This is a genomic window from Bacteroidota bacterium (assembly GCA_016721765.1).
Taxonomy (GTDB): Bacteria; Bacteroidota; Bacteroidia; order UBA4408; family UBA4408; genus UBA4408.
In genome coordinates this window covers 542,343-558,430 of sequence record JADKHO010000002.1, presented here as the reverse complement: position 1 = coordinate 558,430, position 16,088 = coordinate 542,343, and the positions used below count along the sequence as shown (strand labels likewise).

Annotated in this window: 13 protein-coding genes and 1 pseudogene; 2 read left to right on the top strand and 12 right to left on the bottom strand. The window is 37.5% G+C overall.

Annotated features, from left to right (window positions below; translation table 11 throughout):
• Nucleotides 1-2: 2 nt before the first annotated feature.
• Together IPP32_10710 and IPP32_10705 are read right to left on the bottom strand one after the other, a co-directional pair.
• Nucleotides 3-1,298 (bottom strand): T9SS type A sorting domain-containing protein, encoded by a 1,296-nt coding sequence (locus tag IPP32_10710; GenBank protein MBL0048550.1) that lies wholly within the window; start codon nt 1,296-1,298, stop codon nt 3-5.
• 29 nt (nt 1,299-1,327) lie between these two features.
• On the bottom strand, nt 1,328-2,713 hold the full coding sequence (locus IPP32_10705) for a T9SS type A sorting domain-containing protein (GenBank protein MBL0048549.1): 1,386 nt from the start codon (nt 2,711-2,713) through the stop codon (nt 1,328-1,330).
• 133 nt (nt 2,714-2,846) lie between these two features.
• Between IPP32_10705 and IPP32_10700 the strand changes: the two genes are divergently transcribed.
• Nucleotides 2,847-4,103, top strand: coding sequence for a cation:dicarboxylase symporter family transporter (locus IPP32_10700; protein MBL0048548.1), 1,257 nt, complete (start codon nt 2,847-2,849; stop codon nt 4,101-4,103).
• A 211-nt stretch (nt 4,104-4,314) separates the two neighbouring features.
• Here IPP32_10700 and IPP32_10695 read toward each other — a convergent pair whose 3' ends face one another.
• The 3 genes from IPP32_10695 to smpB all read right to left on the bottom strand — a co-directional run bounded on the left by IPP32_10695 (nt 4,315) and on the right by smpB (nt 6,514).
• Nucleotides 4,315-4,755: a hypothetical protein gene (locus IPP32_10695; GenBank protein MBL0048547.1), complete on the bottom strand. Its 441-nt coding sequence runs from the start codon at nt 4,753-4,755 to the stop codon at nt 4,315-4,317.
• Nucleotides 4,756-4,765: 10 nt separating this feature from the next.
• Complete coding sequence (locus IPP32_10690; GenBank protein MBL0048546.1) at nt 4,766-6,001, bottom strand: M20/M25/M40 family metallo-hydrolase; 1,236 nt, start codon at nt 5,999-6,001, stop codon at nt 4,766-4,768.
• A gap of 66 nt (nt 6,002-6,067) precedes the next feature.
• Complete coding sequence (gene smpB / locus IPP32_10685) at nt 6,068-6,514, bottom strand: SsrA-binding protein SmpB (protein ID MBL0048545.1); 447 nt, start codon at nt 6,512-6,514, stop codon at nt 6,068-6,070.
• A gap of 156 nt (nt 6,515-6,670) precedes the next feature.
• On the opposite strand from smpB, the gene IPP32_10680 reads away from it, so the two are divergent.
• The gene (locus IPP32_10680) at nt 6,671-8,308 is read left to right on the top strand and encodes a peptide MFS transporter (GenBank protein MBL0048544.1); all 1,638 of its coding nucleotides are present in this window, start codon (nt 6,671-6,673) and stop codon (nt 8,306-8,308) included.
• Between the two features lie 50 nt (nt 8,309-8,358).
• Here IPP32_10680 and IPP32_10675 read toward each other — a convergent pair whose 3' ends face one another.
• The 7 genes and pseudogenes from IPP32_10675 to IPP32_10645 all read right to left on the bottom strand — a co-directional run bounded on the left by IPP32_10675 (nt 8,359) and on the right by IPP32_10645 (nt 16,083).
• On the bottom strand, nt 8,359-9,177 hold the full coding sequence (locus tag IPP32_10675; GenBank protein MBL0048543.1) for an FkbM family methyltransferase: 819 nt from the start codon (nt 9,175-9,177) through the stop codon (nt 8,359-8,361).
• A 67-nt stretch (nt 9,178-9,244) separates the two neighbouring features.
• Entirely contained in the window at nt 9,245-11,131 is a 1,887-nt protein-coding gene (locus IPP32_10670) for an Nramp family divalent metal transporter (GenBank protein MBL0048542.1), read from the bottom strand.
• Entirely contained in the window at nt 11,128-11,784 is a 657-nt protein-coding gene (locus IPP32_10665; GenBank protein MBL0048541.1) for a metal-dependent transcriptional regulator, read from the bottom strand. The genes IPP32_10670 and IPP32_10665 overlap by 4 nt, the downstream gene beginning before the upstream one ends.
• A gap of 122 nt (nt 11,785-11,906) precedes the next feature.
• Complete coding sequence (locus tag IPP32_10660) at nt 11,907-12,815, bottom strand: M20/M25/M40 family metallo-hydrolase (protein MBL0048540.1); 909 nt, start codon at nt 12,813-12,815, stop codon at nt 11,907-11,909.
• Nucleotides 12,816-12,919: 104 nt separating this feature from the next.
• A pseudogene (locus IPP32_10655) lies at nt 12,920-13,574 on the bottom strand (ABC transporter ATP-binding protein).
• 62 nt (nt 13,575-13,636) lie between these two features.
• Nucleotides 13,637-15,412 carry a hypothetical protein gene (locus IPP32_10650; GenBank protein MBL0048539.1) on the bottom strand — a complete coding sequence of 592 codons (1,776 nt, stop codon included), beginning with the start codon at nt 15,410-15,412 and terminating at the stop codon, nt 13,637-13,639.
• Nucleotides 15,397-16,083: a carbohydrate binding family 9 domain-containing protein gene (locus IPP32_10645; GenBank protein MBL0048538.1), complete on the bottom strand. Its 687-nt coding sequence runs from the start codon at nt 16,081-16,083 to the stop codon at nt 15,397-15,399. Before IPP32_10645 ends, IPP32_10650 begins: the two co-directional genes overlap by 16 nt.
• Nucleotides 16,084-16,088 lie beyond the last annotated feature (5 nt).

Sequence of the window (16,088 nt, the reverse complement as noted above, 5' to 3'; positions counted from 1 at the left end):
TTTTAAAAGCGCTCAGGAACGATTATTTTTCGAACTTCTTTTCTTCCATTAACTTCTAAAGTAAGAAAATAGACGCCTGTCGAAAGTGAAGTTACATCAATAATAGGTTGATAAGAACCTGGACTTTGGATAATGGATTTTGAAACAAAAATATCAGCTCCCAGCAAAGTTCTAAGTGAAATAATTACCTGTCCTTCTTGCTTTAAAGAATAACTCAACACAACTTTTTCAGCTGCCGGATTGGGTGAAACCGAAATATTCACAATTGTTTTATCCGCTTCTTTCACACCAATAAAAGCAGAGTAATCAACAAATTCGTTTCGAATATAATTCACATATTGCATTAAGTTACTATCCCATTTTTGTTCAATATGCTCTGCTAATCTGCAGGAGTCACTTGAGTAAGTGTTCAAGTGTTTGCTCGAAACATCAATAACCCAGTCGTTAATGCCCGAATTCCAATGCGCAAATGTAAAGAGCATTGCATGGGAACAAGAATCGAATGTGCTAGTGATTTGATTGTATTGTTCATAATTATTCAGCCAATCATACCACATTTGTGTGGAGACAATTAATCCATTGTTGTTCAAGTACTGAAATAATTTGCGTCCACTCAACTTCCAAGTATTGGATGTATCAGCGGTATAGTACTCGTAGCTCAGCGGTTTATCATAGCTAGTATTCAAATAATTATAGTTAGAAAAACGCGAAGTTTTAATCCACTTGGAAGCGTTTAGGTTATATGTCGCAGCATATTGCTCAATAATTTCATTGTTTATTCCATAAGCAAATGAATCTTTAATATCCGCATAATAAGGGAGAACTTGAGGATGGTAATTTTTGGTAATTTTTTCAATAATTCGATTATTGTGAGCAGCATCATACAGGTAAGCATAGGCGATAGTGTCGGTGAGCATCATAAAATTAAAGGGATTGGAATATTTCTTAATGGAAATAACATTATTGAGCGTGTCATAGGCAGTAACCCGCATGTTTGCGTTAACCCAGGCCGGATTCGTAATGCTCGAGGTTTGGTGCACCCAGTTCGTTTCTAAACCTTGTGCATTGTATTGAAATCGGTAGCGCTGAAAGTTTATGTTTTGGGTAGTATCCCAAACCATTTGAAGGGTATCTTGTCCCAATTGATTGGGATAATGGTATACACTTAACGTATAATGCCAGTGGTTTTGCGAACTGTTCCAATAATAAGTATCTTCCTTTATTACCTGAATGGCGAATGCTGTATGAACCAGAAAAACTATACTGATAAACGTAAAATGGCAAGCAATTGCTTTCATAGATTATTTCAGGAAGTTACGCCAAGTGCTTAATTCAAAACAATTTTCCGGGTCAATCGTTCTCCGTTCGATTGGATGCTTAGTGAATATATTCCTGCAGGTAAAAATGAAACATCTACCACATCGGAGTACTTCGCAGGATTTTGATTCGATATCTTTTTCTGCCAAATGGTTTCGCCCAGAATGTTCGTCAATTCAAGCATAACATCTGAATTTTTTTGCAGCTGGTAATTAAATCGAAACATTTTTGATGCTGGGTTTGGAAACACTTCAAAGTTAATAATTTTTGCGCTTTGTGGCGCTGATGACAAGGTATTGGAAAGATGAATATAGAAATCACTTGCACATGGAAATTCAATTCCGGTATTCAATTTTACAGTAAAATTTAACTCACCAATAGGATTATTTACAATTAAAGTATCATTAGTGGCTCCTGCTATTACTGCTCCTGAACTATCTACCCATTGATAGCTTGCAAATCCCGGAGGGGCAACTAAAACAGACATGCTATCGCCTACAGAATAAAGATAATGGGAATAATCATTCCCGCAATAGGCATCAACATAAGAGTAGCCAAAATGTCCAAAATTAGCGCAGTCACCGTTAGAGAACTCAATCGTAATTTTTTGATTAGGGATTCCTTGTAAATTAATTGGGATGCTTGTCCAATTGCGGTACGTAAGAGTAAATGAAGGAAAAAGGGAATATGGGGAATTTTGAGGTATATTGAAATAATTAGAGTTTCCGGAACTTGACCACAAACAATATGCACTGCAAATACCACTTAAGGGTACCCCGGTTGAATCAAGTATTTTAAAACTAAAAAAAGGTTGTGAATTTTGAGCGTGTTGTTCAGATTGTTGAACAGTGGCAAAATTAACATATAAAACCGAAGAGGTATCTGTCAAGTAAAACGTATTTGTTAACTTTTCAACTTCTCCGCCAATTAGTGAGTTGCCTAAACGGACAGCTGCAGCCGAACCTCCAGGTGAAAGATAGGGGATTTCGTATGCTCCGGTAATCGGATTTCTCGCTATTGTATCATGACGAAGTATATCCGTTAAAAGTGTGTATCGTGCTTGTCCTGCAATCGGAAAGGTGTTAGTATTTGGCATTCCAGGAATGGAATCTACAAGATAATTCAAGGTCGGTAGCGGATCAAGCGGGCAAGTTGCCCATGTAGCACTGGCAGCCGTTCCAGAAAAGCACTTCCAACCTGAAAAATTCTGCAATTCAAAACCAATGTTAGCACAATATGGTGCTGTATTGCCATTTACCGTTTGCATTTCCTTGCTGCCCATTTGTTTAGGAGCAATTTTATTTTTAAAATTAGATTGTGCACTTAGCTGAATAGCTGGCAGGATTAGGAATAATGCTAATAAACTTAGCAGTGCTGTTTTGCTTTTTTGCTTCATGTGCTTCTTAAAAATTATTTTATCAAAGTAAACAAAAAACTATATCATTTACTAAGGACTGAAAAATCTAAGTTTGGAAAACAGTTTTATTTTGCGAGTTTTGAAACGCTTTAAATGACAAACAATTACTACTATGCTATTACTTACACTTCGATGGATTGCCATAGCCCTTATCTGCTTTTGGGGATATAAACGGAAATCCCTCACGGTCTGGATTTTTATAAGTATGTTGCTTGGCGCAGAAGTAGGCTATGATTTTCCTGCATTTGCTATAAACCTAAAAGTAATTAGCACTGCCTTTTTAAAACTCATAAAAACCATTATTGCGCCATTGCTTTTTGGGACATTGGTGGTTGGAATTGCCGGTCATTCTAACATTAAGCAAGTTGGAAGAATGGGAATTAAATCACTTATTTATTTTGAAGTGGTAACCACCATTGCACTATTTATTGGCTTAGCTGCTATAAATATAAGCAAAGCCGGTGTGGGTATTAATTTTTCAGCCCTGGCACCTGCTACCGATAAAATTGAAGTGGTAAAACAAACTCCATCCGATATTTTTCTACACATTTTTCCCGAAAATATTGCCAAATCAATTGCCGAAGGTCAGGTATTACAAGTGGTTATTTTTAGTATTTTATTTGCTATTGCGATGGCAATGCTTTCGCACGATAAACGTAAACCCATGCTCGATTTTGCAGAGAGTTTGAGCGAAATCATGTTTAAATTTACCCATGTAATCATGTATTTTGCACCGCTTGGAGTGGGCGCAGCTATTGCCTACACAGTAGGTTCGATGGGTTTTGGAGTGCTGGTTAATTTGTTTCAATTGCTCACTACACTTTATGTAGCATTAATTGCATTTATAATCTTGGTGCTGTTGCCAATTGCTCTATTATTTAAAGTTCCGATTCGAAAATTTATTCAAGCCATCGGTGAACCGGTGTCGATTGCTTTTGCAACAACCAGCAGTGAAGCGGCCTTGCCCAGTGCCATGGAAGCAATGGAAAGAATTGGAGTTCCGCGTAAAATTGTAGCTTTTGTAATGCCCACCGGTTATAGTTTTAATTTAGATGGAACTACACTTTATCTCTCACTTGCTTCCGTTTTTGTGGCGCAAGCAGCCGGTATTGAAATGAGTTTTGGACATCAATTGCTAATGGTTTTTACACTAATGCTCACCAGTAAAGGGGTTGCAGGAGTGCCAAGGGCCTCTTTAGTTATTTTGTTAGGAACAGCTGCTTCATTTAATTTACCAACAGAGCCAATTTTTATAATTTTAGGAATTGATGCCCTTATGGATATGGCACGCACTTCGGTTAATGTTATCGGCAATTGCCTTGCATCGGTGGTTATTGCAAAATGGGAGGGAGAGTTCGTTGAAAAATAAAAATCATAATTCGAAATGTTTTTATGCAAGCGAGGCGAAATATGGGCAAGGGGTTTTGAAATATTAAGAACTGCGTCCTCCGCGGTTAATCTGCTTCCACTTTGTTATTGGTTCTTTAGTATATCCTAGTAAGTGCGATGTATTCTAGTATGCATTTAAAATAAAATGCCTTTTTCAAAAGCAATTTTAAATAGGTTTTTATTTTTAGGTGTTACAGATAAAGTCCCCACTCATCCTCAAACTCATCTTTCTCAAAATAGCTTACCCATTTAATAAATGTGCTTTTGAAAGCATCAATTTCTTCGCGCAAAACACTGATGTAATTTTCTTCAACACCTTTTGCATCATCCAAAACACCTAAGCCGTCTAAGCCATATGTAGCCGTTTGCATTTGTCGCATCAAGGAACGAATAATGGATGCATTTTCCATATAAATGGTATAACTTCCGGCGCCTTCAGCACCTGCCAATTTTGATCCAACAATCCATGAATCGCCTAGCATTTGCTGCAATTGCATCGATATAAGTTCATCTTCCTCATTGGCCGAAGCAATTATCGCGTCAAGCGTTTTTGTAATTTTAGAAATGTGTTTCTTCAACTCCACATTCAAAGAATGTATAGGTTTCCAGTCTTCTCCATCATTCTTTTCCATCCTTCCCTTTTTAAAAAGTAAGGTCAAAAATTTTACTTTCTTTACCTCGTTGCACCTCTACTTTTGTACTATCGCCTTTTTTAAATTTAGAGAGTGCTTCCATATAAGTTTGCATATCTTTTACAACGATATCACCTAATTTTACAATTACATCACCTTTCACCAAACCTGCTTTGGATGCAGGTTTTCCATCGCTTACTCCATCCGCTCTTACGCCAACTCCTTCAAAAACATAATCGGGCATAATGCCTAGGGTTACTTTAAATTTGGGTGCGTTTTCACTATCGGCATTGCGCGTTTTAGTGAATTTTAATTTGGGTAATTTATCCAATTCATTAATCAGTTTCACTATATATTCCAATACTTTTTTCTCGCCGCCATAATTCACCTTTTGAGCATCGTCGCTGGGTTTATGATAATCGGAGTGCTGCCCGGTAAAAAAATGAAGCACCGGAATATCTTTTAAATAAAAGGAAGTATGATCACTCGGACCAATGCCGGAGCTGTCTAATTTTAATTTGAAATTAGTATTGTTTGCATTTACAATCGAAACAAATTCAGGTGCAGTTCCTACCCCATAAATTAACAAGCGATTTAGGCTGTCTAATCGCCCAATCATATCCATATTGAGCATAAAATCAATTTTATCCAAACTAACAGCCGGATTTTCGCAAAATTTCTTCGAACCATATAAACCCAACTCTTCACCGGAAAAGCAGATAAACAGAAAATTATTTTTTTCGGTACTGTTGTTTTTTTGATAATAGCTCGCCAGTGCAAGTAAGCCAGCCACTCCCGAAGCATTGTCATCGGCACCATTGTGCACTTTTCCCTTGGGATTAGCATCCAGTGAATTGCCATCGTTACCCATTCCTAAATGGTCGTAATGTGCTCCAATCACAATTGTGTTTTCGGCTTTATTATCAATAAAACCAAGCACATTGGCACTGTGAATTTCTTTGGCTGCCGAATCAACTGTTGCATGAGGATTAGCAGGAACTTTTACCTGATAGGCTTTTAAATAAGTACCATTATCGCCTTTCGGGATAAGTCCAATTTGACTGAATCGCTTCGCTAAATAGTTAGCGGCTGACTCACATCCTTTTTGGCCGGTAGCCCTGCCTTCCAGTTTGTCGTTTGCTAAAAAATAAACATCTCGGTAAATCTCTTTCACATTAATTTCTTGCGCCATTATTTTAAGGCAAGTGATTGAACTTAGCAGTAAAAGGAGTTGAATTTTTTTCATAGTAATAGTATACTGTTTGGAATACAAATTTGATTTATTTTTGCTTTGATGCTATGTTAAAATTATTTAATCTTTCATTCTTCTATCCATCTCACGACGCGCATCTTTCGATTTTAAATCTTCGCGTTTATCATAACTTTTTTTACCCTTTGCAAGTGCTATTTCTAGTTTTGCATAACCACTGTCGGCAATAAAAAGGCGCAAAGGAACAATTGTCAATCCTTTATCTTTTAATTTTCCGCTAAGTTTTTTTAGTTCCTTCTTATTTAACAACAATTTTCGATCGCGTTTCGCTTCGTGGTTATTATAAGTCCCTTCCTTGTAAGCACTGATGTGCATGTTGCGTACAAAAAGTTCATCGTTAAAAAAAGTACAAAATGCATCAGCAATATTCGCTTCACTTTCGCGAACGGATTTAATTTCGGTTCCGGTTAATTGGATGCCGGCTTCGTATTTGTCAATAAAACTGTATTCAAAACTAGCCTTTCGGTTCTTGATGTTAACTTCCTTCATGTATTCCGCTTCCTATCAATTTTTTTTGGAACACAAACTTAGTGCTTATTTCGATAACTAGCGGTCCGACTACTAGTTTGAAAAAACCTTGTTTTTGAAGATAAAATAGTTTTGAAAGTTGTTGCTATATTTAACCGCACAATAAATCTCAAATATATGAATCAAAAGCAGGCACACCCTAAAGGATTACCCTACTTGTTTTTTACCGAAATGTGGGAACGATTTGGTTATTATTTAATGATTGGGATTTTTGTTTTGTACATGACCGATTATGAAAAGGGTGGCTTGAACCTTGAGCGCAGCCAGGCTTCCGATATTTTTGGAACTTTTATCGCACTCAATTATTTAACACCTTTTATCGGTGGACTTTTAGCCGACCGACTTTTAGGATACCGTAAATCAATTATCATTGGAGGGATTTTGATGGGTTGTGGATACATAGGTTTATCCATTCCCGGCAACACCGCTTTTTTTATTTCTCTATTTTTAATGGTAATAGGCAATGGTTTTTTTAAGCCGAATATCTCTACAATTTTAGGTAATTTATATTCCACTCCCGAATACAAGCCTATGAAGGATAGTGGTTACAGCATTTTTTACATGGGCATTAATATCGGTGCATTTATTTGTAATTTTTTCGCAGCCTTTTTGCGCAATTCGTATGGTTGGGGTGAAGCCTTTATTGCTGCCGGAATTGGAATGTTTTTAGGTGTAGCAGTTTTTATTATTGGCAATAAGCATTATGCGCATGCCGATGTAATCAAAAAGCAAAATAAGGACGAACAATCCGTTTTTACTGTATTATCAAAAGTAATGCTTCCTGCTATTACTATTGGTATTGCCTCTTGGTTTATTCCCGGAAATATTTTTGGTAGCGATAGCAGCGATGCCTTTTTGTTGGGCTCCATTCCTGTGATTGCTTTTTATGCGTCACTTTATTTTAAAGCTGCTCCTGAAGAAAAGCGACCTATCGGGGCATTGTTATCCATATTTGCAGTTGTGGTTGTTTTTTGGGCGGTGTTTAAGCAAAATGGTACGGCACTCACCACCTGGGCACAATACTACACCAATCGTGAAACCCCTGCTGTTACCGAAAAACTTACTGATGCACTCAAGTTAAATGAAACGGTAACTTACACACAAGACAGCACCTATATTTTAGACAATCAATTTCGCAAGCAAAAGGATGCATCCGGAGAGAACCGAAAAGGTATTGCATTTCCTGCTTATTACTTGAATGATGATGTAAGTAAATTGAGCGAAGGAAGCAGCAAAAAATTAATCTCCACCGAACTCTTTCAATCCATCAATCCCTTTTTCGTGGTAACCCTCACGCCGCTAGTAGTAGCGTTCTTTAGCTTTTTAAGAAGCAGAAAAAAGGAACCAAGCACTCCGGCAAAAATTTGTTGGGGATTGTTCGTCAGCGGCTTGTCAACTTTAATAATGGTTTTGGCAGTGTATATGTGTGGCAACGGAGCGCACAAAGCTGGCGCCGAATGGCTTATTGCATCTTATGGCATTATTACAATTGGGGAACTGTTTTTAAGCCCAATGGGATTAAGCTTAGTGTCGAAGCTAAGTCCGGCTCGCATCACTGCATTGATGATGGGGGGATGGTCTTTAGCGACTTCCTTGGGAAATAAATTTAGCGGAATCTTGGCAACTCTTTGGGATGGCTACGACAACAAAGCAAACTTTTTTCTAATTAATTTTTTGCTGCTCATGTTGGCCACTGCTGCTTTGGCATTAATGCTCAAGCGATTGAATAAAGTGTTTTTAGAGTATGGTGCTTAAAAGCATTTAAACTATTCAGGGATTTCAAGAACTTTTATTTTGTAAGGCAATTATCCCTTCACAAAAATAATATTATCGGCATAGGATTCATCCAATAGCATTATTTCCCTCATAGAAAAAGGATAACCACGCGGTTGGTAGCCTTTAAATCCTTGTTTGATAATGGAGTTAAAAAGTTCATTTTTTTCGATTCCTAGCAATTTGCAATTGTCGTCAATTTCCAGAATCAAAATCATTTTTTTGCTTTTTCTAATAATCTCTTCGGCTCCTTTCAAGCATTTTACTTCGTGCCCTTCGATATCAATTTTTAAAATATCGATGTGATGAATATTGTTTTTTTCGCAATACGAATCCAGACTACTTAGTTTAATTGTTTCGTGAATGGCTGCATTTTTTTGTTTATAGATGGAGGCTTCCGTCATGGAGGTAGTGTATAAAATTGCTTCTCCATCTTGATCCGACAGACCTAGCTCTTCGACCTTAATATTTATGAAATTATTGAGTGCAATATTCTGTTTTAAATACTTAACAGCTTTGGGGTTGGGTTCAAACGAAATTACCTTTCCCTCAGGCAAAAATTTACTTAATGTAAGTGTGTAAGTTCCAATATTGGCACCTACATCCACAAAAGTCATATTTGGTTGAAGGAGCTTTAAAACCTGTCTAACTGTGTTTTTCTCATAGCTCCCGTGAATAAATATTTGCACCATGATGCGGTCGGTAAGGTCGAGCAGGTAACGTATACCGTAGCTTCCTTTAAAATCGATACCGAGTTTATTTAGAGGTAATTTTACAAACTTTTCAATATACTGCTTGCCATAATCAATTTTAAATTTTCGGAGATAAAGAAGTAGCAAATCATTTAGCATCGGTTTTTAGCAATTTGGCTTTAACGGAAATTTATTTTTTAAAAGTAAGTATTTATTTTAGGTAGCCTTAATTGCGCACAATGAAAACCGGAATTTTAATTCGGTGTCTTACAGCATCCACAGTAGTTCCAAACAAAATATCCTTCATGCCGGTATGCCCGTGTGCACCCATTACCAACAAATCAGCTTCTTTTATATTCACAATTTCTGGTATGGCATGTTTGGGATTACCAAAACCTAATTGGGTTACCACGTTGAAACCTTTTTCTGTTAGGTGCTTTTTATAGATGCTTAAATAATCTTTATCCGTACTGCTCTCCATGTCTTCAATTTCATTTCCCATCAGCAAGGCTCCGGCCGTTTCTACGATATGTATCAAAGTGTATTCTGCATTTTTTCCGCCTTGAGCCAAAGCATGATTTATGGTTAAAGAATCCGTATCCGAAAAATCAACTGTAACGGCTATTTTAGCATAAACGGGAATTTTGGAATCTGTAAGCGATTTTAAATTTCCATGAAAATGTTTGATTTCAGTCCTTTTAGCTTTATTTACAAATGGATTAACAATTACATATATCAGTAATAAGGCAACTCCCAGCAGCAACAAAATTAGCAAGAGTTTTAAAAATATGTTTTGAAATGCAGGTAGTTGTAAGGCCTCATTTACTTCGCCAATTACCAATTTTACATTTAAGCTAACAATAATAGCAGCAGCAGTCCATGCTGCGATTTTGGTAAGGGTATTGATAGAGAAGGTTCCCATTTTACTTTTGTCGCTCACAAAATGGATTAACGGAATTACTGCAAAGCCTAGTTGTAAACTCAGGATTACTTGACTAAGAATCAATAATTTTCCGGTAGACGATTCACCCAAGTAAGTGATGGTAAGAAATGCCGGTACAATGGCAATTAAACGTGTAATGAGTCGACGTATCCATGGTTGTAAGCGTAGGTTTAAATATCCTTCCATCACAATTTGACCGGCAAGTGTTCCGGTTATTGTGCTGCTTTGACCGGCAGCGATAAGTGCCACTGCAAATAAAATGGGAGCCCATTTATTTCCCAACATTGGTTCTAAAAAACGATGTGCATCTTGAATTTCTGCAACATTAAACATCCCATTTTTATAAAAGGTGGAAGCGGCTAAAATCAAGATGGCTGCATTCACAAAAAAGGCAAGGTTCAATGCGATGGTAGAATCAATTACGTTAAAACGGATGGCTTTTTTTATCGCCACTTTCGTTCGTTCAAATTTGCGGGTTTGCACCAAAGAGGAGTGGAGGTAGAGGTTGTGCGGCATAACTGTAGCTCCAATTATTCCAATTGCAATGTAAAGGGCTGTGTCAGAAGGAAGTGTTGGAATAAAACCTTTTGCCAATTCACCCATATCCGGTTGTGCAAATATCATTTCCATAAAGAAGGAAGCCCCAATAATCAATACCAAGACAATGATAAATGCTTCGATTTTACGGATGCCGTAATTGATTAAGAACAATAATAAAAAAGTATCCAGCACCGAAAGGCAAACGCCCCATAGCAACGGAAGATGAAACAACAATTGGAGGCCTATAGCCATCCCCAACACTTCTGCTAAATCGCAAGCTGCAATGGCTATTTCTGCTAAAATGTATAAGCAAAAATTTACTAGTGGGGGATAGGATTCGCGCGATGCCTGTGCTAAATCGCGGCCACTTACTATGCCCAATCGAGCACTTAAACTTTGTAAAAGTAATGCCATTAAATTGCTCATCAAGAGCACCCAAATAAGGGAATATCCAAAACTACTTCCGCCGGCAATGTCGGTTGCCCAGTTGCCCGGATCCATATAACCTACACTTACCAAGTAAGCAGGACCTAGAAAAGCAAATAGTTTTTTCCAGAAACCAATTTTTGATTGGGTGTTCACGGATGCATTCACCTCACTCAGTGATGCTGATTTTTCAGTTGTTTTCATGCTGTGATTAAAATATTCTTAGCTACTTCGTGACTTACATAAACGGTTATTTTATTGTTGATACAGATGCTCAGTGATTTATCGTACTCAATTTGCTCTTTCATTTTAATGCTGTTGCCGAGGGTAATACCTAGTTTGGCAATGTATTGCAGAAAGGCTGTACTGTGGTCAGTAACTCCAATAACTGTTGCAGTTTGGTTGCGGTTTAATTGTGAAAGCAAACGTGATTTTGGAGTTCCCAATTTGCCATTTTCATCCGGAATTGGATCACCGTGTGGGTCAAATTTAGGGTAGCCTAAATATTTATCTAACCGTAAAACCATTTCTTTGCTGTTGATATGCTCCAATTCTTCAGCCATTTCGTGCACTTCATCCCATTTAAATTGAAGTTTATTTACTAAAAAAACTTCCCATAGACGGTGGTTACGGATAATTTCGAGTGCCACTTTTTTACCTTTTGCACTGAGCGAAACACCTTGGTATTTTTTATAATGAATCAACTTCTTATCCGAAAGCTTTTTTAGCATATCCGTTACGGATGCTGCTTTTGTACCAAGCTTTTCAGCAATGGCATTGGTACTTACATCAGTACCTTGTTTTTCCATTAGCTTGAATATTTCTTTCAGGTAGTTTTCTTCTGTAAAAGAATTCATTCGTTGTAAATTTGAGGCAAATATAAAATTAATTTTAGACAAGTCTAAAATTAAAAAATGTGAAAATAAAAAACCCCGGATTTTTTCCGAGGTCTTTTTATATGCATTATCAGTTAATTTTCTTACAATCCTTTCATTAAAACCTTATACAAATCAACCATGCCGGCGATATCAGCCTTGTTGACCTTTTCATTGGGGGTATGCACAAAATCTTCGGGTGCACCTACAAAACACCAATCAAAGGGATATGCAGAGCGCTGCAGCACATTGCCATCACTTCCGCCGGTACCTTCTACTTCAAGTTGATAAGGAATTTTGCTCTTTTTGGCCAGTTGTATAATTCGGTTTACATAACTTCTGCGCGGCAAGCCCGAATCTCGTAAGGAGATTACACAGCCTTTTCCATGCGGTACTCCCGGGGTTACCCATGTTATATCTGAAATTAAAGCCTGGGAAACTTTATACTTTTCGTAGCAAAATTTTGCAAGGTATTCCACGCTTCCTCCGCCGGTTTCTTCCCAGCAGGAAAATGCAATGATTCCATGTTCAAGTGTTTCAGCTACCTGTAAGGCATTCCACACACCCAATCGGTTATCCATGTAGCAACATTGAACAAAGTTCTTGTCTTCTCTCCAATCCGGTTTAAACGTTAGCATGGTTCCTCTTTCAATTTCACGGGAATAAATATAACTCAGCTTTTCACCTTCTACTTTTAAGGTGCATTCAATTTCACCTTTGCTGTCTTCACCCACCAAGCGCCAACCATTTTCGGTGCGAGGTCCGCCGATTTTTATCAATTCTTTTCCATAGCGAACCGTAAAACCAATGGAATCAATATGTGCAAAAAGAGCAGTACGTGGCTTACCAAAAACCAAAACAATGCAATCTTGAAAACCCTCACCGGAAAACAATTTTGGTTGAACTTTCCATTTTTTTTTATGGGTTTTAATATAGTCTTGTAAAAACGTTGTCATGGCTATTTCATTGCCAGAGGGCGCATGAATGTTGCACATTTCTTTTAAAAGTTTCATGTTGTAGGGGTTTAATATAGGTTCAATTTGGTTTGACATTAAATTCTAAATAGGAAAAGCGCATCTAAAGAAGAATATTGAATTAATAGCTGATACGAGTTGAGTTAAGCCACAATAACTCCATCTTTCATGAGCAGTTTGCGATCCGCTTTATCCGCCAATTCCATATTGTGGGTAACAATGACAAAAGTTTGGTTGAATTTTTCGCGCAATAAAAAAAATAAATCATGCAATTCCTTTGCGGATGCTGAATCCAAGTTTCCCGGAAGGTTCATCTGCAAATATTACTTTAGGGTTATTTATCAAAGCACGCGCAACTGCAACACGCTGTTGTTCACCTCCCGAAAGTTCAGCCGGCTTATGTTGCGCTCTATTTTCGAGACCTAGATAGCTTAGCAATTCCATTGCTTTCTGTTCGGTTTCGGAAGCGCTTTTACCACCAATAAATGCCGGCATGCATACATTCTCAAGGGCAGTAAATTCAGGTAAGAGGTGATGAAATTGAAATACAAAACCGATGTTCGCATTGCGAAATGCAGCTAGTTTTTTTTCCTTCAATTCGTTTACTTTCACCCCATTAATTTCGAGCACACCTGAATCAGCTTTATCCAAGGTGCCAAGTATGTGTAATAATGTTGATTTTCCGGCACCTGAAGCTCCCACTATCGAGACAATTTCGCCTTCTTTTATGTGAACGTCAACGCCCTTTAAAACATGCAGGGCTGCATAAGATTTATGTATATTTTGTGCTTTAATCATTTAGGTTTTTCATGTAAAGGCTAAACATTAGTTAAAATTTTATCACGCCATTCAGCCAAAGCTTATTTATTTTTTACAAAGTAAAGGTAATCGATATAGTAAAGTAATTTTAATGAAATGGAGTTTGTTTGTGGCGCATTTAGTGTGTTCGAAAAATTATTTCGGTAGTTGTAGTAAACATACTCTCCCTCATTTTCAATGTTGTTTTTATACACAATACTTAAATTACTACCCGGAGCAAAAAACCAATTGAATACTAAATCCACATTAAAAATATTGTAATTAAAATTATTGAATTCAGTATAGCTGTCATTTTTAGTTAATGTGCCATTTTCAGCTAAGCTGTAATAGTTGTTGTACTGCGCCCTATCCCAGTAATGACGAACCCTTAAGTCGATACTCATATTTACTTTAAAGATGTAGCGGGTGGTAAATAGATTGGTAATGGTAGTGCGTTTTCGATCTCCAAAAACGGGGTTATTATTTTCATCCATGCGGCAATAGCCAAGATTTGCTTCATGCAGAAAATGCGTAAAATTATAGGTAAAAGACAAGCGATTGCTTTGGCGATAGTAAAGTATTACATCGCTTTCGTATTGTGGATTGTTTACCAAGGCATCCACATAATTTCCATATTGAAAACCGGTGGTAAAAATTAATTTTTTTCTTGAATTACTTTTTATTTGTCCATACACATAATAGTTTTTGGGTTGAAGGTATTCCTGATTTTTTACCCTGCTTTCAAAATAATTATAGTTTTCATTGGGTGTAAATCCGGCTTGAAATGTCAATGCCCACAGTCGTTTTAATAACATGTCAGAACTAAAATTGTAGTACGACTCTGTATTTTTACCGGTGCGGTAACTGTAGGAATAATCTACGCGCAACGTATTGTTCCAATTACGGTATATTCCTTTTGGGGTTAAAAAACTATAGCCAACAGCCACTCCATTGTTTGCAAAATCGAAATTGGTTTGAATGCCTAAATCGCTAGGATCGTAAGTGTCGCTTATAACGTTGCGTTCCAGCAAAAATAAAAAGTTACCGCTAATTTTTTCAAATCCATAATGGTATTTATATCCCAAATTATTCAATTTCAAATCCAGCGAATCATTGCTGTGGGTGTAATGTTGACTTAAACCTCCGCGGGCGGTAAATTCATAACGGTTCTTTTTATTGCTTAGCACCAATCCTGCTGCACTCACATTGCTATCGTCGTATTTTCCATTTCGGATGGCACAAGCATTTGAAAAATAAAAGGAGGAATTGTTTTTAAATTGTTGATCAAATACCAGCATGTTATAATTGGCCAGCGGTTCGGTTAAAATTTTTCGCTCCTTGCCGAGAGAATCTTTTACTGTTGCATATTCATTTTTTGTGATGGCATTAATAATACCTATTCCCAAACCTTTATCGGTTCTACCTGAAATTTTTGCGGCATTAATTAATTTAACTTGTGTTGGATTTTTTTCGAGCGTTTCACCTGCGCGCAACGAATCTTCCACGCTATAATAACCTCCCGGTATTTTTCCAATTCTTCGTGAATAAAAAATGGTTCCCTTGCTAAATATGTCGGCGCTTTCTTTAAAGAAAAAGCGATTCTCATCGTATTTCACTTCAAAAGGGCCTAAGTTCTTCACTTTGTTATCGCTCTGCACCTGACTAAAATCGGGCAAAAGGGTAAGATCTAAAGTAAATCTATCATTTATCCCGTATTTAATGTCGGCACCGGCGCCGTATGAATACGTAAGTGAATGTCCTTCCAAACTGCCATCATTTTTATAATGCGGTGTTTTGCCCACTAATCCCGAAATATATGGAGTTAGCGAAAGTCGCACTGGAGCACTAATTTTTCGATACCGCTTAGTGTCCCAATTTTTTGAAGCACGTTCGAAACACCGCGTGGAATTAAGGCCCATTGCTGTATTTCTTGTCGGCGAAAAATATCGCGTCTAAAATTTATTCCCCAAGTTTGAACCTCGCCGCTGGGAAAGCGAATGGCACTATAAGGTATTTTTAATTCAACAGTCCATCCCGTATTTTGGATGTGAGCAGCGCTTTCCCACACTGCATCGTAGGCAGGATCATTTAGCTTATAATCTCGTTGAACACCTGAGGCAAATACTCCAAAAATAAAAGCATCCTGACGATTGTTATAAGTATCAAACTCCACTTCAAAATAATCGGCATTCACCACATCGTTTCTGCTTCCCAACTCATGGAAAATACTATCAGGGTGTGAATCATTTAATTGCGCAAAAATGTAAATGGCTTGATTGTCGTAGCAGATTTTTACTTCTGTTGGGTCCTTCGGAATTCCTCCCCAGCTGGGCTCGTAAATGTGAAAGTTTGTTTCGGTTAAGCAATTTTGCCAGCAAATATCATCCGGGTTACCATCAATTTTTGGGGAGAGCGTGGTACGTGTGGCTTGCATATTACGTAAGCTGTCTTGCGCACTTCCGCAATGAAACAAGAATATAAATCCAAGGGTACAAACTAAAAATCGCATAGCTC

What these genes read in the sequence shown, in the direction of transcription:
- IPP32_10710 (MBL0048550.1), bottom strand. Translation starts at nt 1,298, where the DNA reads ATGAAAGCAATTGCTTGCCATTTTACGTTTATCAGTATAGTTTTTCTG.
- IPP32_10705 (MBL0048549.1), bottom strand. Translation starts at nt 2,713, where the DNA reads ATGAAGCAAAAAAGCAAAACAGCACTGCTAAGTTTATTAGCATTATTC.
- IPP32_10700 (MBL0048548.1), top strand. Translation starts at nt 2,847, where the DNA reads ATGCTATTACTTACACTTCGATGGATTGCCATAGCCCTTATCTGCTTT.
- IPP32_10695 (MBL0048547.1), bottom strand. Translation starts at nt 4,755, where the DNA reads ATGGAAAAGAATGATGGAGAAGACTGGAAACCTATACATTCTTTGAAT.
- IPP32_10690 (MBL0048546.1), bottom strand. Translation starts at nt 6,001, where the DNA reads ATGAAAAAAATTCAACTCCTTTTACTGCTAAGTTCAATCACTTGCCTT.
- smpB (MBL0048545.1), bottom strand. Translation starts at nt 6,514, where the DNA reads ATGAAGGAAGTTAACATCAAGAACCGAAAGGCTAGTTTTGAATACAGT.
- IPP32_10680 (MBL0048544.1), top strand. Translation starts at nt 6,671, where the DNA reads ATGAATCAAAAGCAGGCACACCCTAAAGGATTACCCTACTTGTTTTTT.
- IPP32_10675 (MBL0048543.1), bottom strand. Translation starts at nt 9,177, where the DNA reads ATGCTAAATGATTTGCTACTTCTTTATCTCCGAAAATTTAAAATTGAT.
- IPP32_10670 (MBL0048542.1), bottom strand. Translation starts at nt 11,131, where the DNA reads ATGAAAACAACTGAAAAATCAGCATCACTGAGTGAGGTGAATGCATCC.
- IPP32_10665 (MBL0048541.1), bottom strand. Translation starts at nt 11,784, where the DNA reads ATGAATTCTTTTACAGAAGAAAACTACCTGAAAGAAATATTCAAGCTA.
- IPP32_10660 (MBL0048540.1), bottom strand. Translation starts at nt 12,815, where the DNA reads ATGAAACTTTTAAAAGAAATGTGCAACATTCATGCGCCCTCTGGCAAT.
- IPP32_10645 (MBL0048538.1), bottom strand. Translation starts at nt 16,083, where the DNA reads ATGCGATTTTTAGTTTGTACCCTTGGATTTATATTCTTGTTTCATTGC.